Origin of the sequence: Micromonospora sp. RL09-050-HVF-A (genome assembly GCF_019374995.1) — a bacterium.
GTDB classification, from domain to species: Bacteria; Actinomycetota; Actinomycetes; order Mycobacteriales; family Micromonosporaceae; genus Micromonospora; species Micromonospora antibiotica.
The window spans coordinates 6403495-6427064 of sequence record NZ_JAGKQP010000002.1 but is presented as its reverse complement, the minus strand read 5'-3'; the positions used below and the strand labels follow the sequence as shown (position 1 = coordinate 6427064).

Annotated in this window: 18 protein-coding genes; 9 read left to right on the top strand and 9 right to left on the bottom strand. The window is 73.7% G+C overall.

What is annotated here, in order from left to right; all coding sequences use genetic code 11:
- The first annotated feature begins 82 nt into the window (after positions 1-82).
- Complete coding sequence (locus tag J7462_RS28510) at positions 83-1198, top strand: lytic polysaccharide monooxygenase (RefSeq protein WP_219468724.1); 1116 nt, start codon at positions 83-85, stop codon at positions 1196-1198.
- 151 nt (positions 1199-1349) lie between these two features.
- Here the strand turns inward: J7462_RS28510 and hemQ are convergent, their stop codons facing one another.
- Genes hemQ through hemE form a run of 3 tightly spaced genes read right to left on the bottom strand, consistent with a single transcriptional unit; the run spans position 1350 to position 4573 of the window.
- Complete coding sequence (gene hemQ, locus J7462_RS28505) at positions 1350-2063, bottom strand: hydrogen peroxide-dependent heme synthase (RefSeq protein WP_208569514.1); 714 nt, start codon at positions 2061-2063, stop codon at positions 1350-1352.
- Positions 2060-3472 carry a protoporphyrinogen oxidase gene (gene hemG, locus J7462_RS28500; protein ID WP_219468720.1) on the bottom strand — a complete coding sequence of 471 codons (1413 nt, stop codon included), beginning with the start codon at positions 3470-3472 and terminating at the stop codon, positions 2060-2062. Before hemG ends, hemQ begins: the two co-directional genes overlap by 4 nt.
- 3 nt (positions 3473-3475) lie before the next feature.
- A complete protein-coding gene (hemE, locus tag J7462_RS28495; protein ID WP_219468717.1) occupies positions 3476-4573 on the bottom strand; it encodes a uroporphyrinogen decarboxylase in 1098 nt (365 codons plus the stop codon).
- Positions 4574-4799: 226 nt separating this feature from the next.
- On the opposite strand from hemE, the gene J7462_RS28490 reads away from it, so the two are divergent.
- The 6 genes from J7462_RS28490 to J7462_RS28465 all read left to right on the top strand — a co-directional run bounded on the left by J7462_RS28490 (position 4800) and on the right by J7462_RS28465 (position 12730).
- Complete coding sequence (locus tag J7462_RS28490; RefSeq protein WP_208569517.1) at positions 4800-5372, top strand: DUF3000 domain-containing protein; 573 nt, start codon at positions 4800-4802, stop codon at positions 5370-5372.
- Positions 5373-5561: 189 nt separating this feature from the next.
- Positions 5562-6872 (top strand): ribonuclease D, encoded by a 1311-nt coding sequence (locus J7462_RS28485; RefSeq protein WP_219468713.1) that lies wholly within the window; start codon positions 5562-5564, stop codon positions 6870-6872.
- A 162-nt stretch (positions 6873-7034) separates the two neighbouring features.
- Entirely contained in the window at positions 7035-8231 is a 1197-nt protein-coding gene (locus J7462_RS28480; RefSeq protein ID WP_219468710.1) for an acetyl-CoA C-acyltransferase, read from the top strand.
- Positions 8228-10294 (top strand): 3-hydroxyacyl-CoA dehydrogenase NAD-binding domain-containing protein, encoded by a 2067-nt coding sequence (locus J7462_RS28475; protein WP_219468707.1) that lies wholly within the window; start codon positions 8228-8230, stop codon positions 10292-10294. Before J7462_RS28480 ends, J7462_RS28475 begins: the two co-directional genes overlap by 4 nt.
- A 167-nt stretch (positions 10295-10461) precedes the next feature.
- Positions 10462-11781 (top strand): hypothetical protein, encoded by a 1320-nt coding sequence (locus tag J7462_RS28470; RefSeq protein WP_219468704.1) that lies wholly within the window; start codon positions 10462-10464, stop codon positions 11779-11781.
- A 235-nt stretch (positions 11782-12016) separates the two neighbouring features.
- On the top strand, positions 12017-12730 hold the full coding sequence (locus J7462_RS28465; RefSeq protein WP_219468702.1) for a hypothetical protein: 714 nt from the start codon (positions 12017-12019) through the stop codon (positions 12728-12730).
- Between the two features lie 77 nt (positions 12731-12807).
- Here J7462_RS28465 and J7462_RS28460 read toward each other — a convergent pair whose 3' ends face one another.
- The 5 genes from J7462_RS28460 to J7462_RS28440 all read right to left on the bottom strand — a co-directional run bounded on the left by J7462_RS28460 (position 12808) and on the right by J7462_RS28440 (position 17950).
- Entirely contained in the window at positions 12808-13194 is a 387-nt protein-coding gene (locus tag J7462_RS28460; RefSeq protein ID WP_219468699.1) for a VOC family protein, read from the bottom strand.
- A gap of 188 nt (positions 13195-13382) precedes the next feature.
- The gene (locus J7462_RS28455) at positions 13383-14561 is read right to left on the bottom strand and encodes a cell wall metabolism sensor histidine kinase WalK (RefSeq protein ID WP_208569524.1); all 1179 of its coding nucleotides are present in this window, start codon (positions 14559-14561) and stop codon (positions 13383-13385) included.
- Positions 14562-14661: 100 nt separating this feature from the next.
- The gene (locus J7462_RS28450) at positions 14662-15324 is read right to left on the bottom strand and encodes a response regulator transcription factor (RefSeq protein ID WP_208569525.1); all 663 of its coding nucleotides are present in this window, start codon (positions 15322-15324) and stop codon (positions 14662-14664) included.
- 65 nt (positions 15325-15389) lie between these two features.
- Entirely contained in the window at positions 15390-16679 is a 1290-nt protein-coding gene (locus J7462_RS28445; RefSeq protein WP_219468697.1) for a PQQ-binding-like beta-propeller repeat protein, read from the bottom strand.
- Positions 16676-17950 carry a PQQ-like beta-propeller repeat protein gene (locus J7462_RS28440; RefSeq protein ID WP_219468694.1) on the bottom strand — a complete coding sequence of 425 codons (1275 nt, stop codon included), beginning with the start codon at positions 17948-17950 and terminating at the stop codon, positions 16676-16678. The genes J7462_RS28445 and J7462_RS28440 overlap by 4 nt, the downstream gene beginning before the upstream one ends.
- 141 nt (positions 17951-18091) lie before the next feature.
- Here J7462_RS28440 and J7462_RS28435 point away from each other — a divergent pair, with 141 nt between their 5' ends.
- Positions 18092-19963 carry a hypothetical protein gene (locus J7462_RS28435; RefSeq protein ID WP_219470799.1) on the top strand — a complete coding sequence of 624 codons (1872 nt, stop codon included), beginning with the start codon at positions 18092-18094 and terminating at the stop codon, positions 19961-19963.
- A 66-nt stretch (positions 19964-20029) separates the two neighbouring features.
- On the opposite strand, the gene J7462_RS28430 is transcribed toward J7462_RS28435, so the two are convergent.
- Positions 20030-22000: a hypothetical protein gene (locus J7462_RS28430; RefSeq protein ID WP_308291062.1), complete on the bottom strand. Its 1971-nt coding sequence runs from the start codon at positions 21998-22000 to the stop codon at positions 20030-20032.
- 249 nt (positions 22001-22249) lie between these two features.
- On the opposite strand from J7462_RS28430, the gene J7462_RS28425 reads away from it, so the two are divergent.
- Entirely contained in the window at positions 22250-23446 is a 1197-nt protein-coding gene (locus J7462_RS28425) for a hypothetical protein (protein ID WP_219470798.1), read from the top strand.
- Positions 23447-23570 lie beyond the last annotated feature (124 nt).

Below are 23570 nucleotides of genomic sequence, written 5' to 3'. Positions count from 1 at the left end.
GGGAGCCGCACAGCAGGCATGGGAGGGGCAACTCCCGGCCGTCCGGGCGTCGTTCGACCGACCCCTTCACCTCGGAGGCTCCATGTCCACCGTCCTACGCAGACGACCCACCGCGCTCGCGGGGTCGCTGCTCACCATCGGCGCGATCATCGCGCTGTTGCTCACCACCGCCCTGGCCAACTCGGCTTCCGCGCACGGCGCGGTGGTGAACCCCGGGTTCCGCGCCTACAGCTGCTGGGAGCGCTGGGGCGCCGAGTTCCAGAACCCGAGAATGGCCACCGAGGACCCGATGTGCTGGCAGGCCTGGCAGGCCGACCCGCAGGCCATGTGGAACTGGAACGGCCTGTTCCGGGAGGGTGTCGCCGGCAACCACCAGGGTGCCATCCCGAACGGCCAGCTGTGCAGCGGCGGACGCACCCAGAACGGCCGCTACAACGCCCTGGACACCGTCGGCGCCTGGAAGACCACGTCGGTCGCGAACAGCTTCCGGCTGAAGTTCTTCGACCAGGCCAGCCACGGGGCCGACTACATCCGGGTCTACGTGACCAAGCAGGGCTTCAACGCGTTGACCACGCCACTGGGCTGGAGCAACCTGGAGCTGGCCGGGCAGATCGGCAACACGCCGGCCTCCCAGTGGGACAAGGACACCGGTGGCGTGTCGATCCAGATCCCGGTGAACGCGGCCGGCCGTACCGGCCGGCACATCGTCTACACCGTGTGGCAGGCCAGCCACCTGGACCAGTCGTACTACCTGTGCAGTGACGTCGACTTCGGTGGCGGCAACAACCCGACCACCCCGCCGCCCACCACCGCGCCGCCGACCACCCCGCCGCCCACCACGGCCCCGCCGACCACGCCGCCGCCCACCACGGCCCCGCCGACCACCCCGCCGCCGGCGACCGGTGGCTGCACCGCCACCTACCGGGTGACCTCCACCTGGAACGGCGGGTTCCAGGGTGAGGTGGACGTGACCGCCGGGTCCTCGGCGATCAAGGGTTGGACGGTGAACTGGACGTACTCCGGGGGCCAGCAGGTCAGCCAGGCGTGGAACGCCACGTTGGCCAGCAGCGGTTCGACGGTGACGGCCCGCAACGTCAACTACAACGGCGCGTTGGCCGCCGGGGGGAAGACCACCTTCGGCTTCCTCGCCTCCGGCAGCGGCGCCAGCCCCACCCCGGTCTGCACCGCGACCGTCTGACCGGTCGGCACAGCACAGCACACGCAACAACAAGGAAATAGTGGCCTCCCGCGCGGGCGGGAGGCCACTATTTCCATGATCGGGCACGATCATGACCGCCGGGGCACCGCGGCCCGACCACCGGGCAGGGCAAGGCGGGGCGGGGCGGGTGTCAGACCAGGCAGTTGACGATGTCGGCGACGGAGCGACGGCGGCCGGTGTAGAACGGGACCTCCTCGCGGACGTGCCGACGGGCCCCGGAGGCCCGCAGGTCGCGCATCAGGTCGACGATCCGGTGCAGCTCGTCGGCCTCGAAGGCGAGCATCCACTCGTAGTCACCGAGGGCGAACGACGCCACCGTGTTGGCCCGTACGTCCGGGTAGCCGCGCGCCATCTTGCCGTGCTCGGCCAGCAACTCCCGCCGCTCGGCGTCCGGCAGCAGGTACCACTCGTAGGACCGGACGAACGGGTAGACGCACAGGTAGGGGCGGGGCGCCTCGTCGGCGAGGAACGCCGGGATGTGGCTCTTGTTGAACTCCGCCGGCCGGTGCAGCGCCAACTGCGACCACACCGGGGTCAACGCCCGCCCCAGGGTGGTCCGACGCAGCCGCAGGTAGGCGTCCTGGAGGGCGTCGCTGGACGACGAGTGCCACCAGATCATCACGTCCGCGTCGGCGCGCAGCCCGGCCACGTCGTACATGCCCCGGACCACCACGTCCTTGCCGGCCAGCTCCTCGAAGAGGGACTCCACCTCACCGGTGACGTTCTCCCGCAGCGCCGGCAGCGTGCCGGTGGCCCGGTAGACCGACCACATGGTGTAACGGACGGTGGCGTTGAGTTCCTTGAGTCGGGCCGCGTTGGTCTGCTCGGTCGTCTGCTCGGTCATGGCCCCGATCCTTCCAGTGCTTCGATGATCTCCCCGGCCGCGTCCTCGCCGGAGCGCACACAGACCGGGATGCCGACCCCGTCGAAACCCGCCCCGGCCACCGCCAGGGTGGGGTGCGACGCGCGCAGCGCCGCCCGGACGGCGGCCACCCGCCCGGTGTGGCCGGGCGGGTACTGGGGCAGCGCGCCACCCCAGCGCTGCACGTGACCGGCGACCGGCGCGGGCAACGCCACCCCGAGCACCCGGGTCAGCTCCCGGTGCACGGTGGCGAGCAGGTCGTCGTCGGTGAGCTGGAGGGAGGTCTCCTCGCCGTACCGGCCGACGGAGGCGCGGACCAGGGCCAACCCGTCCGGCGCGGCCAGGTGCCCCCACTTGGTGGTGAAGAAGGTCGACGCCTTGATCAACAGCCCTTCGGTGGCCGGCACCAGGAAGCCGGAGAGCGGGGGCAGCGCCGGCCGGGGCAGGGCCAGGGTGACCAGCGCGACGCTGGCGTAGTTCAGCCCGCCGACGGTCGCCGCCTGCGCCTCGGCGAACCCGGCGAGCAGCCGGGCGGCCGGCCGGGCCGGGACGGTGAGCAGCACCGCGTCCGCCTCGACCAGTTCCGGGTCGCGGGTCGGGCCGACGGTGAGCCGCCAGCCGTCGCCGACCGGGGTCAGCTCACGGACCGCCGCGTGCCGGCGGATCGTCGCCCCGCTGGCCGTGGCCGCCGCCTCGACCAGGGTGCTCAGCCCGCCGTCCAGGGTGCCGAAGACCGGCGCACCGGGCGCGCGGGGCGCGGCGGCCTGCGCGGCCCGGACCGCCCCGACCAGGGTGTGTTCCACCCGCGCCGCGCGGGCCAGCGCCGGCATGGTGGTGACCAGGGACAGGTCGTCGGCCCGGCCGGCGTAGACGCCGCCGAGCATCGGGTCGACCAGCCGCTGCACCACCTGCGCACCGAACCGGGCCCGGACCAGCGCGCCGACCGAGACGTCCTGGTCCGCGTCGAGCAGCGGCCGGCCGCCGTCGCGGTCGGCGTCCGCCGTGGGCTCGGCGACCGCCACCACCGCCGCCAGATCCCCGGGTACGCCGACCAGCGTGCCGCCCGGGATCGGGCGCAGCCCGCCGTCGACGACGAGCGCCGCCTGCCCGACGGTGGGGTGCACGATCCGCCCGGCCAGGCCGAGCCGGCGGGCCAGGGCCACCGCTGCGGACTCGCCCCCGGCCGGGTCCCGCATCAGGAACGACTCCGCGCCGAACTCCACCGGGCGGCCGGCCAGCTCACCGGTGCGCAGCTTGCCACCGAGCGCGCCGGACTGCTCGTACACGGTGATCTCGGTGTCGGCGGGGGCGCGGTCGCGCAGCCGCAGCGCGGCGGCCAGGCCGGTGATGCCGCCACCGACCACCGCCACCCGCCACGGTCGCGCGCCCACGGGTCAGCCCTGCTCGGCCCGGCGCGCGGACACCTCGTGCACCAGCGCGACCACCCGGGTCAGCACCTCGGGGTCGGTCTCCGGCAACACGCCGTGACCGAGGTTGAACACGTGGCCGGGGGCGGCCCGGCCCTGCTCGACGATCCGCCGCACCTCGGCCTCGATCACCGGCCAGGGGGCGAACAGCACGGTCGGGTCGAGGTTGCCCTGCACGGCGCGCTCCGGACCGATCCGGTGGGTCGCCACGTCCAGCGGGGTACGCCAGTCGACGCCGACCACGTCGGCCCCGGCCTCCCCCATCGCGCCGAGCAGTTCGGCGGTGCCCACCCCGAAGTGGATCCGGGGGACCCCCGCGTCGGCCAGGCCGGACAGCACGGTGGTGGAGTGCGGCAGGACGAAGCGGCGGTAGTCGGCCTCCGACAGCGCGCCGGCCCAGGAGTCGAAGAGCTGCACGGCGGAGACCCCGGCGTCGACCTGCACCCGCAGGAACGCCAGGGTGACCTCGGCGAGCCGGGCGCAGAGCGCGTGCCACAGCTCGGGCTGGCCGTACATCATCGCCTTGGTTTTGGCGTGGGTACGCGACGGCCCGCCCTCGACCAGGTAGCTGGCCAGGGTGAACGGGGCGCCCGCGAAGCCGATCAGCGGGGTGTCGCCCAGCTCGGCGACGAGCAGCCGGACGGCTTCGTCCACGTAGGACACGTCGGCCCGGTCGATGCGGCGGACCCGCTCGACGTCGGCCGCGGTGCGGACCGGCTCGGCCACCACCGGCCCGGTGCCGGCGACGATGTCCAGGTCCACGCCGGCCGCGGCGACCGGGACGACGATGTCGCTGAACAGGATGGCCGCGTCGACGCCGTGCCGGCGGACCGGCTGGAGGGTGATCTCGGCGACCAGGTCCGGCCGGCGGCAGGAGTCGAGCATCCCCACGTTGGCCCGGATCTTCCGGTATTCCGGCAGGGACCGGCCGGCCTGGCGCATGAACCAGACCGGAGTGTGCCCGACGGGCTCCCGGCGGCAGGCCCGGACGAAGGGCGAGTCGGCCGGCCCGCTGCGGCGGGATTCTCCGTCTCGGGCGGCGGTGCCCGTGGTGTCGGTGGTCATCGGGGCAATCGTGCCACGCACCCGTGGGGACGCGGCGGGCAGCGCCGCCTTTTGTGACCCGCGCCCCCGGTCGGGCCCGGCGGCGGTGATCCGGGGCCCGGCCCGCCCCCGGCCGACGGTGCCGGCTGACCCCCGGACGCCCCGGTCGGCGACGGGACACCGCCGTCGGTGGCTGCTTCGGCGTGCCGTCCCAGCGGGCGGCGGCGCGTCGGCATAAGCTCCGGTCATGGCCCCCCCGATCGCGCTCCCGGAGACGTTCGCCCGCGCGGTCGCCGGCCTGCGGTCGGTCACGCCCCGGGCGGAGATCGTCCTGGAGGAGGTCGGTGCGCCGCAGCGGCTCGCGCCGTACGCGTTCGCCCTCTCCGCCACCGTGCTGCGCGACGACGACGAGGTGGCCGACGGCCGGTTGATCCTGCTGCACGACCCGGCCGGGCACGACGCCTGGCAGGGCACCCTGCGGCTGGTCACCTACGTGACCGCCGAGCTGGAGGTGGACCTGGCGGCCGATCCGCTGCTGCCGGGGGTGGGCTGGACCTGGCTCACCGACGCCCTGGAGGCGCACGAGGCGCGGCACCGGGCGGCCGGCGGCACGGTCACCCAGACCGTCTCGACCCGGTTCGGCGAGCTGGCCGGCCCGCCCGCCGCCGGGGACGTCGAGATCCGGGCGTCCTGGACGCCGCTGGGTGAGGACCTCGCCGCGCATCTGTCGGCCTGGTGCGCCCTGCTCGCCTCCACCGCGGGGTTGCCGCCGCCCGGGGTCACCGCGCTCTCCGAGCGCCGGCCGGCCGGCGCGGCCTGACCGTAGGACCGCGCGACACGCCCGAGCCGCAAGTAGATGTCCTGGACACGACAGGGACGTCCCGGGCGGCCGGGAACGTCCCCGGCGCGAGGTCGGTGTCCGTACCGTCCGGACCTCTGCCGGACACCGGGACGACACACACCGGACCGGCTGCGCACACCACATCGCCGGGCGCACTAGGGTTGTCAGGTGACCGACGAACCACCCCTGCGCCGTCGGGCCGCCGAAAGCCGCACGGCAGACGTTCCGCCCCCGGCCGTCGCGGAGCCGGCGGACCCGGGCACCGAGCAGCCCACCGGCGGGCCCGTTCCGCTGACCGCACCCCGCGACGGCACCCCCCAACCGGTGGCGACCCCGGCTGAGCTGGACGAGGTCGTGGCCCGCTTCGCGGCGGGCACCGGCCCGGTGGCCCTGGACGCCGAACGCGCCTCCGGCTACCGCTACAGCCAGCGGGCCTACCTGGTGCAGCTGCGCCGCGAGGGTGCCGGCACCACGCTGATCGACCCGCTGCCGCTGCCCGACCTGTCCACCCTCGACGAGGCCATCGGTGACACCGAGTGGGTGCTGCACGCCGCCAGCCAGGACCTCGCCTGCCTGGCCGAGGTGGGGTTGCGTCCGCGCCGGCTGTTCGACACCGAACTGGCCGCCCGGCTGGCCGGTTTCGAACGGGTCGGCCTGGCCGCGCTGACCGAGCAGCTGCTCGGCTACACGCTGGAGAAGCACCACTCGGCGGCGGACTGGTCCACCCGGCCGCTGCCCGAGTCGTGGCTGACGTACGCCGCGCTGGACGTCGAGATGCTCGTCGACCTGCGCGACGCGCTGGACGCCGAGCTGCACGCGCAGGGCAAGTCGCCGTGGGCGGCGGAGGAGTTCGCCGCGCTGATCACCTGGGCCACCCGGCCGCCCCGGGTGCGGGCGGAGCCGTGGCGGCGGACCTCCGGCATCCACCGGGTGCGCGGGTCGCGGGCGCAGGCCCGGGTCCGGGCCCTGTGGTACGCCCGGGACCAGATCGCCGTCCGACGCGACGCCGCGCCCGGTCGGGTGCTGCCCGACTCGGCGATCATCGCCGCCGCCGAGCTGGACCCGAAGGACGAGAAGACCCTGCTGACCCTGCCCGGCTTCGGGGGCCGGTCGGTACGCCGGCTGGCCCGCACCTGGCTGGTCGCCCTCGACGAGGCCCGTCAGCTGGCGGAGGACGCGCTGCCGGTCACCCCGACGGTGGAGGGGCCACCCCCGCCGCACCGGTGGGCGGAGCGGGACCCGGTGGCCGCCGGCCGGCTGGCCCGGTGCCGGGAGCTGGTGGTACGGGTCGCCGGTGAGCACCGGCTCCCGCCGGAGAACCTGATCACCCCCGACTCGGTCCGCCGGCTGGCCTGGCAGCCGCCCGGCGAGATCACGGTGGACACCGTCACGGAGACCCTGCGTGGTTACGGTGCCCGGCAGTGGCAGCTCGACCTCCTGCTCCCCGCGCTCGCCGAGGCCCTCCTGCCCACCCCCTGACCGACCGGTCGGGGTGTGGGGTGGGCCACACCCGGGGTGGTGACGCCCATGGTTACTGGCTAGTAGCATTCGGGGCAAACGCCAGTGCCGGCCGACCCTCGTTCGGCGCGTGCCGCCGTCCGGCGGCACGACGCCGGATCGTGGTCGAAGAGGAGGCTCCAAGTGCCCCGAGAAGTTCGGGATGTCGTCTTTGTCGACGGTGTCCGCACCCCGTTCGGCAAGGCGGGTGGCATGTACGCCAACACCCGCGCCGACGACCTGGTGATCCGCTGCATCCGCGAACTGCTGCGCCGCAACCCGCAGCTGCCCCCGGAGCGGGTCGAGGAGGTGGCCGTCGCCGCCACCACCCAGATCGGTGACCAGGGCCTCACCATCGGCCGCACCGCCGCCCTGCTGTCCGGCCTACCCAAGACCGTCCCCGGCTTCTCCGTCGACCGGATGTGCGCCGGCGCGATGACCGCCGTGACCGCCGTAGCCGGTGGCATCGCGATGGGCGCCTACGACATCGCCATCGCCGGTGGCGTCGAGCACATGGGCCGGCACCCGATGGGCGAGGGCGTCGACCCCAACCCGCGGATCATCGCCGAGAAGCTGGTCGACCCGTCCGCCCTGGTGATGGGGGCCACCGCCGAGAACCTGCACGACCGGGTCCCGCACATCACCAAGGAGCGCACCGACACGTTCGCGCTCGCCTCGCAGCTCAAGACCGCCAAGGCGTACGCCGACGGCAAGCTCTCCGACGACCTGGTGCCGGTCGCGATCCGCGACGCCGACGGCGGCTGGGGCCTGGCCACCGCCGACGAGGCGCCCCGGGAGACCTCGCTTGCGAAACTGGCCACCCTGAAGACCCCGTTCCGCCCGCACGGCAAGGTCACCGCCGGCAACGCGGCCGGCCTCAACGACGGCGCCACCGCCAGCCTGCTCGCCGACGAGGCCACCGCCCGTGAGCTGGGCCTGCCGGTCGCCATGCGGCTGGTGTCGTACGGCTACGTCGGCGTCGAGCCCGAGGTGATGGGCGTCGGCCCGATCCCGTCGACCGAGAAGGCGCTGCGCATCGCCGGCCTGACCATCGACGACATCGGCCTGTTCGAACTGAACGAGGCGTTCGCCGTGCAGGTGCTCGCCTTCCTCGACCACTTCGGCATCGCCGACGACGACCCCCGGGTCAACCCGTGGGGCGGCGCGATCGCCATCGGCCACCCGCTCGCCTCCTCCGGCGTACGGCTGATGACGCAGCTCGCCCGGCAGTTCGCCGAGCACCCCGAGGTCCGCTACGGCGTCACCGCGATGTGCATCGGCATCGGCATGGGCGGCACGGTCATCTGGGAGAACCCGAACTGGGAAGGTGCAGACAAATGAGCCTCAACGCACCGAACGAGGTCGTCACCCGGGCGCTGCTGCGTCAGGTGACCGTGCCGGGGCTGGACCGGCCGGCCGCCCTGATCACCCTGGACAACGGTCTCGACCACACCAAGCCGAACACCTTCGGCCCGGCCGGACTGGCCAGCCTCGACGAGGCGATCAGCGCCGCGCTGGCCGCCGACCCGGCGTTCATCGCGGTCACCGGCAAGCCGTACATCTTCTGCGTCGGCGCGGACATCACCAGCCTGCCGGCCTTGGCGGACCGGGAGCAGGCGCTGGAGATCGGCCGGCTCGGCCACCGGGTCTTCGCCCGGCTCAAGGACAGCGCGGTGCCGACCTTCGCCTTCGTCAACGGCGCGGCGATGGGCGGCGGCCTGGAACTGGCCCTGCACTGCCACTACCGGACGCTGTCCGGCGGCGCGGCGGCGTTGGCCCTGCCCGAGGTCTCCCTCGGCCTGATCCCCGGTTGGGGCGGCACCCAACTGCTACCCAACCTGATCGGCATCCCCGCCGCCACCCAGGTGATCCTGCAGAACCCGCTGATGCAGAACAAGATGCTCAAGCCGAAGCAGGCCGCCGAGATGGGCATCGCGGACGTGCTGCTGGAGCCGGCCGACTTCCTCGAACGGTCGCTGGAATGGGCCGCCGGGGTGGTCCGGGGCGCGGTCACCGTCACCCGACCCGAGGTCGACAAGGACATGTGGGCGGGTGTGCTGTACTTCGCCCGGCAAACCCTCGACCAGCGGTTGCACGGCGCGGTCCCGGCCGCGTACAAGGCGCTGGACCTGCTGGAGACGGCCAAGGACGCCGACTTCGCCACCGGCACCGCCGCCGAGGACGAGGCACTGGCCGACCTGATCTTCTCCGAGGAACTGCACAGCGGTCTGTACGCCTTCGACCTGGTGCAGCGGCGGGCCAAGCGGCCGGCCGGCGCACCGGACAAGGCCCTTGCCCGGCCGGTCACCAAGGTCGGCATCGTCGGCGCCGGCCTGATGGCCAGCCAGCTCGCGCTGCTGTTCGCCCGCCGCCTCCAGGTGCCGGTCGTGCTGACCGACCTGGACCAGTCGCGGGTCGACAAGGGCGTCGGCTACGTACACACCCAGATCGAGAAGGCCGTCAGCAAGGGCCGGATGGACAAGGGCACCGCCGCCAAGCTGTACGGCCTGGTCTCCGGCTCGGTCGACAAGTCCGTCTTCGCCGACGCCGACTTCGTCATCGAGGCCGTCTTCGAGGACCTGGACGTCAAGAAGCAGGTCTGGGCCGAGCTGGAGAAGATCGTCTCGCCGGAGGCGGTGCTCGCCACCAACACCTCGTCGCTGTCGATCACCGCGATGGCGGCCGAGCTGGAGCACCCGCAGCGGGTGGTCGGCTTCCACTTCTTCAACCCGGTCGCGGTGCTGCCGCTGCTGGAGATCGTCCGGGGTGAACGGACCGACGACGCCACCCTGGCCACCGCCTTCGCCGTGGGCAAGCAGTTGAAGAAGTCGTCGGTGCTGGTCTCCGACGCCCCGGCGTTCGTGGTCAACCGGCTGCTCACCCGTTTCCTGGGCACCGTGTTCGCCGCCGTCGACGCGGGCACCCCGCTCGACGTGGCGGACAGCGCCCTGGACCCGCTGGGGCTGCCCATGCGTCCGCTCGCCCTGCTCCAGCTGGTCGGGCCGGCCGTGGCGTACCACGTGGGCGGCACCCTGCACGCGGCGTACCCGGACCGGTTCGACGTCAGCGAGAACCTCCGCCGGATCGCCGAGTCGGGTCAGCCGATCGTCGTCGAGGACCGGATCAACGACGAGGTGGCCAAGCTGCTCGTCGTCGGCGACCAGCCGCTCAGCGGCGAGCAGGTCCGGCAGAACGCGCTCGACGCGCTGGCGCAGGAGATCCGGCTGATGCTCGACGAGGGTGTCGTCGCCGAGGCGCAGGACATCGACCTGTGCATGATCCTCGGTGCGGGCTGGCCGTTCCACCTGGGCGGGGTCACCCCGTACCTGGACCGGACCGGCACCTCCGAGCGGGTCACCGGGCAGCGTTTCCTGCCGCGCGGAGTCGCCAGCCTGCGCGCCTGAACCATCCCCGCTCCCCCGCGATCGCGGTGGCCGACGATGTCCTCCCCCCGGGCTATCGTGGCCACCGCGATCGTCATTTGCGTACCCTCGTCAGACTCGGGGGGCTGCGGGGCCGGGCTCCGTCTGGCTACGATCACGCGTTCTCACCCTCGCCTGGAGCTGATCTGATGACCACACCGCCGGTCGATCCCTGGTCCGGACAGCCGGAGCACGGCTCGCCCACCGGTCACTACCCGCCTGCGTCCGACGGCCCGCCCGCCCCGCCCGAGGGTCCGCACACCCCGCCACCGGGTGGCGGCTGGCCCACCACGCCGTACCCGGGAGCAGCGACCCCGCAGTCCGGCGGCTGGCCCGACCCGCAGTCAGCTCCCCCGGCCGACTCCTATCCCGGTCCGCAGTACGGCGGCTGGTCGCAGCCCGACCCGGCGCAGGGCGGCTACCCCACGCCCCCACAGTCCGGCCCGCCCGGCACCCCCTCGTCCGGCTACCCCGCCACCCCGCAGTCCGGCCCGCCCGCCGGCTACCCCGGCATGCCGCAGTCCGGCCCGCCCGCCGGCTACCCCGGTGCGCCGCAGTCCGGCCCGCCCGCCAGCTATCCCGGTGCGCCGCAGTCCGGCTACCCGGCGGCCCCGCAGCCCGGCTACCAGGGCACCCCGCAGCCCGGGTACCCCGGCCCGCAGCCGGGGTACCCGGGTGCGCCCCGGCCCGGCGGCTACCCGGAGCCCGCCGCGCCGCAGTACGCCGGCTTCGGCGGTGCGCCGTACAGCGCTCCGCCGGGGTTGCCGCACGGACCCGCGCCGCAGCGGTCGAAGCTGCCGCTGCTGCTCACGCTCGGGCTCGCCGGCCTACTGGTGCTCTGCCTCGGCGGCGGCGGTCTCACCTGGGTCGCCCTCAGCGACGACGACCCGAAGACGCCGACCCCGTCGCCGACGCCCACCGCGGTCACGTCGCCCACCCCGAGCCCCACCCCCGTCGAGACCGACAGCCCGACTCCCGAGCCGACCCCCACCGAGAGCGCCGACGACCCGGGCCCGATCCGGCTGGTGACCCCGACGACCCTCGGTGGCCGGTCCAAGAGCACCGACCCGGAGCTGCGCCGGATCGCCGACCAGATGGTCCGCGACATGAAGTCCGAGGTCCGCAACGAGACCGGGGCGGTGAGCGCGTTCTACGGCAGCGCGGCCAGCAGGAACATGGTGATGATGGCCGGCGCGTCGGGCCCGGTCATCCTCCCCGAGCAGGAGCTGGACGACGCGGTCAAGGGCCTGGGCAGCTCGCTTGCGGTCACCAAGATGTCGACCATCGAACCGGGTCCGCTGGGTGGGGTCGCGAAGTGCGGGGACGGCAAGGCGTCCGGCATCGCGCTCGGCGTCTGCGTCTGGGCCGACCACGGCAGCGTCGGCATGATCGTCATGTACTTCTCCTCGGCGAGCAAGGCGAAGTCCGAGTTCGTCTCCATCCGGGGGCAGATCGAGAAGCGGGACTGATCCGCGCGACGACGGTCACGGTCACCGGTCCCACGTGGGACCGGTGACTCCGCGCGCCCGGGTCCACCCCGCGTGCCGCCCGGCGACCGTACCCCTCCGCCCGCATCGACCTGTCCCGAAACCGCCGACCGCCCGACGGGCCGGGTCGGAACGGGCCGGTGGAGCGGGGCCAGGGTTGTCCGACCCTCTGGCTAAGATCATCCGGCCTTACCCACGACGTTCTGGAGTCCACCTCATGTCCCAGCCCCCGACCGGTCCGCACGCCTCCCAGCCGGACGGCGGTACGCCCCAGGGCGGCTACCCGCCACCGCCGCAGCCGGACACCGTCGGCACGCCGCCGTACGCCGGGCCGCCCGCGCCACCGGCCAAGAAGCGGTCCCCTGTCAAGATCGTCCTGATCGTGCTGGCCGTACTGCTGGTGCTCTGCCTCGGTGGTGCCGCCATCGCCGCCTTCGCCCTCAAGGACGACGTCAAGGAGGCCGTGGACGCCGTCAACACGACGGTCACCGCCCCGGCCACCCTGGCCGGCCGGCCGCAGGTCACCGAGCCGGCGCTGAAGGCGGTCGCCGACGGGCTGGTCACCGAGATGAAGAAGTCCGTGCAAAACGAGACGAGCACCGCAGGTGCCTTCTACGGTGACCCGGCCAAGCGGGACCTGCTGATGATCGCCGCCGCGTCCGGCGTGATGGCCGACCCGAAGAAGGAGCTGAACGACGCCGTCACCGGCATCGCCACCCAGCTGAACGTCACCAACATGGCGGCTGTCGACGCCGGCCCGCTCGGCGGCGACGCCAAGTGCGGCGACGGCAAGAGCGAGGGTGTCCCGCTGGGCGTCTGCATCTGGGCCGACCGGGGCAGCGTCGGTCTGATCGTGCAGTACTACAAGTCGGCCGCCGACCTGAAGTCCGAGTTCGTCACGATGCGCGGGCAGATCGAGAAGAAGGGCTGACCCACCGGTCGGCCCGACAGGCCCCGTCCACCTCAGGGTGGGCGGGGCCTGTCGCCGTCGACGACGGGACGCGAACGTCAGCCGGCGGTGGCGGCCCGCTCGGCGGCGCTGCGCAGGACGCAGAACTCGTTGCCCTCCGGATCGGCCAGCACCACCCAGCCCGTGCCGTCCGGCCGACGCTTGTCGTCGACATGGACGGCGCCGACAGCCAGCAGCCGCTCGACCTCCTCGTCCCGGGTCCGGTCGACCGGCTCCAGGTCGAGGTGCAGGCGGTTCTTCACCGACTTACCCTCCGGCACGGCCAGGAAGAGCACCTCCGGCCCACCCTCGGGCAGGAGCATCGCCTCCGGGTCGCCGGGGAGGTCGTCGGGCTGGCGGGGGCACTCGAAGACCTGCGCCCAGAAGCCGGACAGGGCGTAGGTGTCATGACAGTCGATGCTCAGGTTGTGGATTCGTGCGCTCACGGGTCTGCCTCCGAAGCAGTGGTACGCGCCCCGCGACGTGCGATGTCAGCGGTGGGCGGGGTGGGGCGCGGGACAGGTCATGGTGGACATCAACCGCACCCCCTCTCTCCGGCTCGGGCCGACCGCATGATCCTCGCAGGCGGCCCGGCCGGCCGGCAATCCGTTTGATCCGCCCGGTGGACCGGGTGCTACCGGTGCGGCTCGACCCGACCGGAGCCGGTCGGCACCTGGTCGACCGACGGCAACGTGACGGTCACCTCCAGCCCGCCGCCCTTCTGTGCGGTGACCTGGACGGTCCCGCCGTGGGCGTCGCAGACCGCCCGGACGATGGACAGGCCCAGCCCGGACCCCCGGGCCCCGGTCCGTTCCCGCCCACCCCGACGGAAGGGTTCGAACAGCCCCGGCACGTCGGCCTGGTCCACCTCGAAGCCGGTGTTGCGCACCACCAGCCACGAGGAGCGCCCGTCGGTGCCGGTACGCACCCAGAGTCGACCGTGCAGGTGGTTGTAACGCACCGCGTTCTCGATCAGGTTCCCGGCCAGCCGGTCCAGCAGGCCCGGGTCGCCGGTCACCGGAGCCGGCCGCAGCGAGGACTGCACCCGCAGCCCGATCCGCTCCACCTCCCGGGACATCGCCGACAACGCGTTGGCGGTCCCGGTCGCCAGGTCACACTCCGTCCGCCGGGCCAACCGGCGGCCGGTCTGAGCCTCGCTGCGGGCCAGCACCAGCAACGCGTCCACCAGACCGTTGGCGCGTTCCGAGGCGTCCCGGACCACGGTGGCCATCCGGCGGTACTCGGCGGCGTCCGCCTCGTCGTCGCTGAGGGTCACGTCGATTTCGGTACGCATCACCGCCAGCGGGGTCCGTAGCTCGTGCGAGGCGTTGGCGACGAACCGCTTCTGCGCCTCGAAGGCGGCGGTGATCCGGTCCAGCATCGCGTCGAACGTCCGGGCCAGCTCCGCCACCTCGTCGTCCGGCCCCGACCAGCCGATCCGCTGGTCGAGCGTGGTCTCGCCGAGCCGACGCGCGGTCGCGGTGACCTGGTGCAGCGGGCGCAGTGTCCGGCCAGCCACCCAGTACGCCCCGGCCACCCCGACCACGCTGATCGCCAGCAGCGCCAGCAGGCCCTTGACCAGCAACTCGTCGGAGGCGGCGTCGACCAGTTGCCGCTGCCACACCGCCGCGTCCAGCGACCGCCCGTCGGCCAGCAGCACGGTGGTGCCCGGCCGCAGCTCGTCGGTGGGCCGCAGCGCGTCGCGCACCAGCAGCCAGGCCAGCGTCACCAGGATCGCCCCGGCCCCGACCAGCAGTACCCCGTTGAGCAGCGTCAGCCGCAGCCGCAGGGTGGGCCGCAACCGCCGGGTCACGAACCCACCCCGACCCACACGACCCGCCCGCTCCTCGCGCTCACCGAAACGACCTCAGCTCGCGACTGCGGGGCTCGCACACCCCACTCACTCCTCGCGCTCACGGGCTGACCGTCCGGTAGCCGGCACCGACCACCGTCTCGATCAACGGGGGGTCGCCGAGCTTCTTGCGCAGGGTCCGCACGGTGACCCGGACGATGGTGGTGAACGGGTCGGTGTTCGCGTCCCAGACCCGTTCCAGCAGCTCCTCGCTGGAGACCACCGCGCCGCGCGCCTTGACCAGCTCGCTGAGCACACCGAACTCCTTGTTCGTCAGGTCGACCGGGGCACCCGCCCGGGTCACCACCCGGCGGGCCGGGTCGAGCACCACGTCGCCCACCTGGAGCACCGGCGGGGCGGCCGGGGTGGCCCGACGGGCCAGCGCCTGCACCCGGGCCACCAACTCGTCGAAGGCGAACGGCTTGGGCAGGTAGTCGTCCGCGCCGAGCCCCAACCCCGCCACCCGGTCGGCCACGCTGTCGCTGGCGGTCAGCATCAGCACCCGGGTGAGGGTGCCGGAGGCGGCCAGCTCGGCGCAGATCTGGTCGCCGTGCATCCCGGGCAGGTCCCGGTCGAGGACCACCACGTCGTACCGGGTGACGAAGGCGGCCTCGTGGCCGGCGTCCCCGTCGTACGCCACGTCGACCGCCATCCCCCGCTTGCGTAGCCCACGCACGATCGCGTCGGCGAGGTTCCGTTCGTCCTCGACCACCAGCACCCGCATCCCGACCTCCTCGCCGACCTGTCCGACAACCTAGCGCCGCCGGCCAAACGACCGCCGCAGGCAGGTCACCCGGCACGGTCAGCCGGCATCCGCCACACCCCGAGACTGTTGCTCTGCCGCCAGCAGACCAACACACCCTGACTGTGCCAGCAGACGTCCCACCGCCCGGACAGCACGTCGCGTACCCGGGCGGTGCCGTCGGTGGGGTCCAGTTCGGCCAGCAACTGCCGGCCGCCCGCCGCCGGTCGGAGGGCGAGGATCGGCGCGGTGAACGGCCGCTGGTAGACCGTCCTCCATTCGCCCAGCTCGGCCTCCAGTCGGCCGGTCGCCGAGTCGAGCAGGGCCAGCCGCTGCGGCCCGTCGCCGAAACTGACGCCGAGCATCCGGTTGCCGACCGCCTCGACCGGGGCCCACCGGTCGCTGGACCAGCGCTCCCGGCCGGTCACCGGATCGAGCACCCGGGCGGTGGAGGAGCCACCGAGACAGACGGCATCGCCGCAGGCGTAGGCGCTCCCGCCGCCGGGGACCGGATCCGTCGTGTCCCAGCGACGCCGACCGGACCCCAGGTCGTACGCGGCGACCCGGCCCGGGTCCTCGCTGACGAGCAGCAGGCCACCGACCGGCTGGGCCAGGTGGTGGTGGTCGCCCCGGGCGGGCGGCACCGGGAAGGTGGACCGACGCGCGCCGGTGCCGACGTCGTACACCTCGGCCTGACCGGCGCTGGTGACCAGGACGAGGTCCTCGATGCCCCGGGGGCCCGTCCGGTACCCGACGGTGGCCGGTCCGGCCGTGGCCGTCCAGCGGACCGCGCCGGTCGCCGGGTCGACGCCGCGCACCGCCACCCGGTCGACGTGGAGATCCTCCAGCAGCAACCCGCCGTCGCCGGTCACCACCGCCGCCCCGGGCTGCCGCCACCGGGTCCGCCCGTCGACGTGGTCGAGCACCATGGAGACGGGTTCGCCGCCGGGATCGGTGGTGACCACCACGTCGTCGTCGACCCCCTCCAGCACCACCAGCTGGTGCCGGGGCGACAGCGACGTCTCCCAGCGCACCCGCCCGTCGGTCAGGTCGATCGCGGTGAGCTGCCGGCTGCCGGCCGGTGACAGCGCCGACGGGTAGGCGAGCACCAGCAGGTCCCCGACGATCAGGTGACTGGGCTCCGGCACGTCCGGCAGGGGCACCGGGATCAACCGGGGCGGCCCGGGTGCCGCGCCGGCCATGGTGAGCAGCAGGAGCAGGACGGTCAGGGCGACGAACACCGGGTGGCCGGCCGACCGCCGCGCCCGGGGCCGGCGTGCCGGCGGCGGCGTCGGCTCATCGTGGTGACCGACCTCACCCAGATCGATCACCGTCACCGGGACACCCGCCACACCCCGTACCTGCCGTCCATCAGCCGGCACAGCAGGAGCTGAGCGTCGGCCCGGCAGTCACCGGACACGGCGGGCAGCACGTCGCGCGCGTGGACCCGCGCGGCGGCGACATCCAACTCGGCGACCAGCATCCGGTCCCCGCCGGCCGGACGCACCCCGAACACCGGCCCGTCCGACGTGTCCGAGGGGGCGAGGTTCCAGACGTCCAGCTCGGCGGCGACCTGCCCGGAGGCGACGTCCAGCACCACCAGGGGGTGCCAGACGCCCCGCCCCAGGCTGCTCGCCAGCATCCGGCCGCCGCGTTCGGCGCCGGCCAGCTCCCACCGGTTGTCGCGCCACACCGTCCGGCCGGTCGCCGGATCCAACGCCCGCACCCCACCGGCCTCACCCTGCGCGCAGATCAACGACCCGCACGGGACGAAGAACGACGGGACCCGCCACGGTACGTCCCACCGGCGCGTCAGCCCGTCGACGTCGTACCCGGTCAGCCGGTCGGCGTTCGGCTCGACGACAAGCAGCAGATCGCCGACGACCCCGTAGGTGCCCGACGGCGAGGCCACCAGCGGTGCGGTGTGCAGGCGTACCCCACGGCGGGCGTCCCAGACCTCGGCCGGGCCGTCGGGGCGTACCGTCACGATCCGGTCCACGCCGTCGGCCCGGTTGCGGTACAGGGTGACCGCCGACAGCATCGACGCCGACCAGCGGTCCTTTCCCGTCACCGGGTCGACCGAGTGAACCGTCGGTGGGCCGTCCCCACCGTCTTCGAAGAGCAGGTCGGGGCCGGCGGCCAGGCCCTCCCCGGACCGCTGCCACCGCACCCGACCGGTGTCCCGCGCGTGGGCGAACGTCCGGTACGCCCCGTCCGGTCGGCCGGAGGAGCCGGTGACCAGCACCAGGTCGGCGTGCCAGCGCAGCTCGGCGGAACCGCTGACCACCGGCACCGGCACCTGCCAGCGCCGCACCGGCCGCGCCCTCGGGGAGTCGGGGATGCGCCACGCGCTCAACCGGCCGGAAGCGATCGAGGCGTCACCCGGCTCGAGCAGGAAGACGTCCCCGTCGTGCAGCAGCGCCACCGCGCCGAGCGGGGCGGGCACCACGAACGTCGCCCGCTTCGCCACCGGTGTGGCGGCGGCCAACGCCAGCAGGGCGAACACCAGCACCACAGCCAGCCGCAGCGGTCGGCCGACGGGCCGGGGCACGGGACCGGGCGGCGGTGACCCGGCGTCGCGGAGTTCACCCAGATCGATGACCGTCACGCGCACCCTCTTTCGACCGTCGCACCCCGTCGACCGCACCGCCCGCTGGTGGACGGGGACCGCCGTGCACCGGGTCACCGGACCGGCCGACCGTCGCCTGTACGATGGCCCGTCGTGGCCGTGCCGGTGGTAGATCCCTCGTTGAACCCGACGTCCGTGCCCGACGCCGTCGAGCCGGACGCGACAGACCCGCACCGGCGGCCCCGCCGTCGGCCGGGCCGGGCCGACGTGCTCGCCATCGGAGCCTATGTGCTGATCGGCGTTCTGGTGTGCCTGAACTACTGGGTGGACGTGCAGCACCGGGTGTCGTCCCACCTGCCGACCGACCACAGCTGGTTCGAGTGGCTGTTCACCCACGGCGCGTACTCGGTGCGGCACCTGGAGAACCCGCTGTTCAGCGCCCGGCAGAACGCCCCGGACGGGGTGAACATGATGGCGAACACCTCGCTGCTGGGGATGACCATCCCGCTGGCCCCGGTCACGCTGCTGTTCGGCCCGCAGGTGACCTACGCGCTCTATCTGGGCGGGGCGCTCGCCGCGACGGCGGCCACCTCGTACTGGATGCTCTCCCGGCACCTGGTGCGCTCGCGGGCCGGCGCGTTCGTCGGCGGCGCGTTCCTCGGTTTCGCCCCGGGCATCGTGCACCACGCCAACGGGCAGCCCAACTTCGTCTCCAACTTCCTGCTGCCGGTGATCGTGACCCGGGTGCTGCTGCTGGGCCGGCCCGGCCGGTGGCGCCGCGACGGGCTGGTGCTGGGGCTGCTGGTGGCGTACCAGGTCTTCATCAACGAGGAGATGCTGCTGCTGACCGCGCTGGCCTGCCTGGTGGCGGTGGTGGCGTACGTGGTGCAGCGGCCCCGCGAGGCCCGCGCCCGGGCCGGTGGCTTCCTGGCCGCGCTCGGGGTCGGCGGCGGGCTGGCGCTGCTGCTCACCGCGTACCCGATCTGGTACCAGTTCAACGGGCCGCAGTCCTACCGGGGGTTGCAGGGCGGGGTGTTCCACAACTGGGGCGAGGACCTGATGGCCTTCGTCACCTTCGCCCGGGACACGGTGGCCGGGGACGAGGCGGTCGAGAAGACCATCGGACTGACCGAGCAGAACACCTGGTTCGGCTGGCCGCTGGTGCTGGTCGCGGTGGCCGCCCTGGTGCTGCTCTGGCGGCGGTCGCTGGCCGCCCGGATCGCCGGTGTGCTGGTGGTGGTCTTCACCGTCGCGGCGATCGGCCCCAAGGTGCGGTTCAACGGGGTGGAGACCACCATCGACGGCCCGTGGGCGTACATCTCCGACGATCTGCCGTTGGTCGAGATGATGATGCCGACCCGGCTGACCCTGGTGGTGACCGGCGCGGTCGGCGTCCTGCTCGCGCTGGCCTGGGACGCGGTGGGCGGCCGAGGCCGGCCCCGGGTGCCCGCGCCGCGCGCCGCCGCCGACGACACCGTCGCCGGGGACACCGCCGCGACCGACCCGTCGGGGCCACCGGCCCGCCGCCGCTGGGTCCGCCCGGTCGGGTACGCGGCGATCGCGCTGGCGGTGCTGCCGCTGTTCCCCCGTCCGCTGCCCGCGCAGCACATCGACCTGCCACCGCACTTCATCACCGCGGGCGGCTGGCGGCCGTACGTCCCGGACGGGCGCACCCTGGTCCCGGTGCCGATCCCGAGCAACGTGCACGGCCTGTCCACGCTGCGGTGGAGCGCGCTGACCGGGCACGAGTTCCCGGTGCCCGGCGGTTACTTCATCGGCCCCAACGAGCTGGGTCAGGGTGTCTTCGGTGCCCCGAACCGGCCGACCAGCACCCTGGTCTACGCCACCATGGACGCCGGCACGGTGCCCGCCCTGACCGAGGAGAACCGTCGGCAGGCGGTGGCGGACCTGCGGTTCTGGCGGGCCTCGGTGGTGGTGCTGGGGGCCCATCCGCGCGAGGCGGTGCTGCGGGACCTGATGACCGGCCTGCTCGGCCCGGCGCAGCGGGTCGACGACGTCTGGCTCTGGGACGTCCGCCCGCTGGTCGGCTGACCCGCCCGGCCCGTCGCGCAGTCCAGCCCGGCCGGACCGTGGTCCGGCCGGGCTGGACCGGAACAGTCAGGCGGTGCGGGCGGACAGCGGCCGGACGTCCCACACCCACACGTCGAGTTCCCGGCGGGCGGGGCCGACCAACTGCTCGACGGTCCGGCGCAGCGGCTCCGCGTTGTGCTGGCGCAACGGCAGCACCAGCACGGCGGCGTTCCAGTGCCGCAGCTCGTCCAGGCTGCGGCGGCGCTGCCGGTCGTCCAGTTTGGTGGTACGCCCGGTGGTGGCGACCTCGTCGAGGAGCTGCCCGATGCCGCTGGGCCGCCCGCCGAACCGCCCCGGGTCACCGGTGTTGCCGTTGCGCGGGGCGAGGAAGTAGCCACCGGGGATCTTGAAGTCCAGGTTGGTGGCCGCCGCCCAGCGCATCCCGTGGGTGTTGCCCATGCTGGGCACGGGCACCGGCACCAGGGTCTGCCCGGGGCCGACGTACTCCCGCCAGCGGTCGGCGGTGATGAAGTCCGGCACCGGCGGGCGGGAGGTCACCTTCAGCGGCATCGGCACGATCGGCAGCAGGGCCAGCACCAGGGCGGCCACCGTGACGGTCTTGGCGTGCCGCCACTGTGCGCCGCGCAACGTCCAGGCCCGCTGCACCGCCAGCGCCAGCAGCATGCCGATCACCACGGAGGTGATCAGCGCGAACCGGGTGGGCACCACCGCGTCCAGCAGCGGCAGCCGCACCAGCAGCTCCCACGGCCCGGTGACCAGGTCCCGCCCCCACCAGGAGATCCGCTCGCCGAGGGAGAGCAGCGCGAAGAACGCGCCGGTGACGGCGAGCGCCCGGACGAGGCGTTCGCGGCGCAGCCAGAGCACGATGCCGACGGCGATCAGCGACAGGCTCCAGCCGAAGAAGGCGTTCTCCTCGGAGTAGTTCGGGGCCAGGTTGACGTTGGCCCGTTCGTTGCCGCCGAAGGTCGGCGAGCCGGGGGCGAAGAAGGCGGCGATGTCGTTGCCGTAGTCCTGCACCGCGTCGCTGAGCCCGTGGTAGGCCATCGGCCCGGCGAACTGGATGTAGAGCGGGTACGCCAGCAGCGCCCCGGCCAGCACCGCGCAGGCGGCCACCCCCTTGGCCAGGGGCCGCCACGCCGCCGACCAGAGCGCCGGCCGCTGGGCCACCATGGCGATCAGGAAGATGCCGCAGGCCAGGGCGGTGAAGAGCAGGATCTCCTCGTTGATGAACGCCTGCCCGGTGACCAGCACGGCGAGCAGCAGGCCGTCGCGCAGCGGCCGGGTGGAACGGGTCAGCACCATCACCCGCCACACGATGAACGGCAGCAGGAACTGGCTGATGATGTTGGGGTGCCAGTTGGCGTGCGAGAGCATCGCCGGGGAGAACCCGCAGAACCAGCCGCCGACCGCCGCGGCGAGCCGCCGCCGCACCAGGTGCCGGGACAACACGTGGTACCAGGCGGCGGCGGTGCCGGCGAGGCCGAGGGTGACCAGCACCACGAAGGACACCGCCGGCCCGAACAGCAGGGTGACCGGCACCATCGGGATGCCCAGCGCCAGCACCGCCGTGTTGGCCATCAGGTTGACGCCGTCGGGGAAGTTGAACTGGTCGGTGTAGAACGGGAACTCCCCGTGCAGCACCACCCGCACCGAGTGGGCCAGGAAGAACTGCACCTGCGCCGGGTCGCTGCTGTAGAGCGAGGCCACCCGGCCGGCCGGGTCGGCCCAGATCCGGCTGGTCACCCAGAGCGCGACGAGCAGGAAGATGCCGTACACCACCAGGTCCTTGCGGCGGGCGGTCCAGCGCCAGCGCCGCCACCACGCGGCCGGCGTCGCGCCGTCACCGTCCGTGTCCGCCGCCCCCCGCTCCGGTACGCCCACCGCCGCCGTGCCGTCGCCGTCGACTTCCGACCCGTCGGCTGCCCCGACGGGCGCGGCCTCCACCGGTGGCGCGTCGACCGGCGTCGCCTCGACGGTCCGGTCCACGGGTGCCGGCACTCCGGTGATACGCAGGTCGGCGGGGGTGGTACGGGTCACGGGTGGGGGCGCTGTCGCGGTGGCCGTCGTGCCGCGGGCAGGGCCCTCGGAGTCGTCGGGGGCCGGTGCGGAGGCGCCACGGGGCTCGGCAGACGTCACAGTCGGCGGAGTCTACCGGAGCCGGGAAAAAGCCCGAAATTCACTCTGGTGTCCCTTGTGGTCATCGGGGACACGGCTGCGGGGCGTCACCGGGCGTTGCGTACCATGTGGGCTTCCGACAACGACGGCGACGCGATCGGGGGCGTAGGGATGGCTTCGGTTCGCCGTCGTGGCATGACTGTCGCCGTGTTGCTCGGTCTGCTGCTGACCGTCCCGGCGTGCGGCCCGGTCGCCGGGCGTCAGGCCCGCGAGCTGCGGGTCGGCTACGACAGCCTGGACGGCACCCGCGCGGTGTGGCCGCCCCGCGGGTCGCTCGCCGGGGACGCCACGGCGACGTCGGCGGTGACCGAGGCGGTCCGTGCCTGGCGATCCCCGATCGACGACCGCGCCCACCTGCCGTCGTCGGGCATCCTGTGGTCGGGTGCGGTCGACGGCGTCCCGCTGGCCCTGGTCGCCGCCGACGTGCCCGGGGAGAGCGCCTCCTGGCTGCTTCAGCTCACCGGTCGCGACGGCCGGTACGAGGTGACCCGGGCCAGCGAGTACACCGACCCGGGTTACCTGGTCTACGCCGACGTGCTCCCGCTGCACCTGCCCGACGGCCGGCGTTACCTGACCTCCGGCCGGGTGGAACGCCTGCTCGGCCCGGACGGTCGGGCGCTGCTGCTGACCGACGGGCTGACCGGCGCGGTCAAGGTGCCCGAGTGCCGGGCGGTGCCGGTGACGGCCACCCTGCGGGCCACCGAGTCGCTGCCCCGGGGGCGGGCCGCCGACCGCCTGCTCGACCTGGGCGTCGCCACCGCCGACCCGAGGTACCCCCTGGTCCGCGACGACACCGGCTCCGGCCGGCGGGCCCTCGACGGGTTGGACACCTGCATGCTCGCCGACGAGCAGGGGCCGTTCGGGAGCATCCCGCGCCGCATCGGCGACCGGGACGCCCCCCGCTCGGTGCCCGAGTCGTGGCCGATGGAGAAGGTTGCCGTCCGGGCGATCGGCGAGATGATGCTGGGCGGCGGAGCCGACCCCGGTGACCTGGAGCAGCTGACCTGGGAGACCGACGCGGGGACGATGACCGCGGTGGTCTACCGCCCGGCCGGCGACGGCACGCCGGTGGTCTCCCCCGCCGACCGGTCCAACCCGCTCCAGACGTACGTCCTGCCGGTGCCGGGGCAGCCGCTGGTGGTGCTGACCTGGCGGGGCAACCGGGATGCGTCCCTGTCGGTGCCGCCCGGCACCCCCCGCCTGGTGGACCGCCCCGGCCTGGTGGTCGTCCCGCTGCCCGCCGCCCGCCAGACCTTCAGCCTGGCCACCGCCGAAAAAACCTACTACCGCTCCGCCGGCGGCCGCTGACCCCCCCCTCCCCGCCCCGGCTCGCCCCCGTCCCCGCCCCGGTGATCAAGAGGTTTGCGTCAAAGTTGATCACTGGATTGACGCAAACCTCTTGATCACGGGAGGGATTGACGCAAACTTCTTG

Bases quoted from the DNA above. Each gene is read 5' to 3' on its own strand.
- J7462_RS28510 (WP_219468724.1), top strand. From the start codon at position 83: ATGTCCACCGTCCTACGCAGACGACCCACCGCGCTCGCGGGGTCGCTG.
- hemQ (WP_208569514.1), bottom strand. From the start codon at position 2,063: ATGACCGAGCAGACGACCGAGCAGACCAACGCGGCCCGACTCAAGGAA.
- hemE (WP_219468717.1), bottom strand. From the start codon at position 4,573: ATGACCACCGACACCACGGGCACCGCCGCCCGAGACGGAGAATCCCGC.
- J7462_RS28490 (WP_208569517.1), top strand. From the start codon at position 4,800: ATGGCCCCCCCGATCGCGCTCCCGGAGACGTTCGCCCGCGCGGTCGCC.
- J7462_RS28475 (WP_219468707.1), top strand. From the start codon at position 8,228: ATGAGCCTCAACGCACCGAACGAGGTCGTCACCCGGGCGCTGCTGCGT.
- J7462_RS28470 (WP_219468704.1), top strand. From the start codon at position 10,462: ATGACCACACCGCCGGTCGATCCCTGGTCCGGACAGCCGGAGCACGGC.
- J7462_RS28465 (WP_219468702.1), top strand. From the start codon at position 12,017: ATGTCCCAGCCCCCGACCGGTCCGCACGCCTCCCAGCCGGACGGCGGT.
- J7462_RS28450 (WP_208569525.1), bottom strand. From the start codon at position 15,324: ATGCGGGTGCTGGTGGTCGAGGACGAACGGAACCTCGCCGACGCGATC.
- J7462_RS28425 (WP_219470798.1), top strand. From the start codon at position 22,250: ATGGCTTCGGTTCGCCGTCGTGGCATGACTGTCGCCGTGTTGCTCGGT.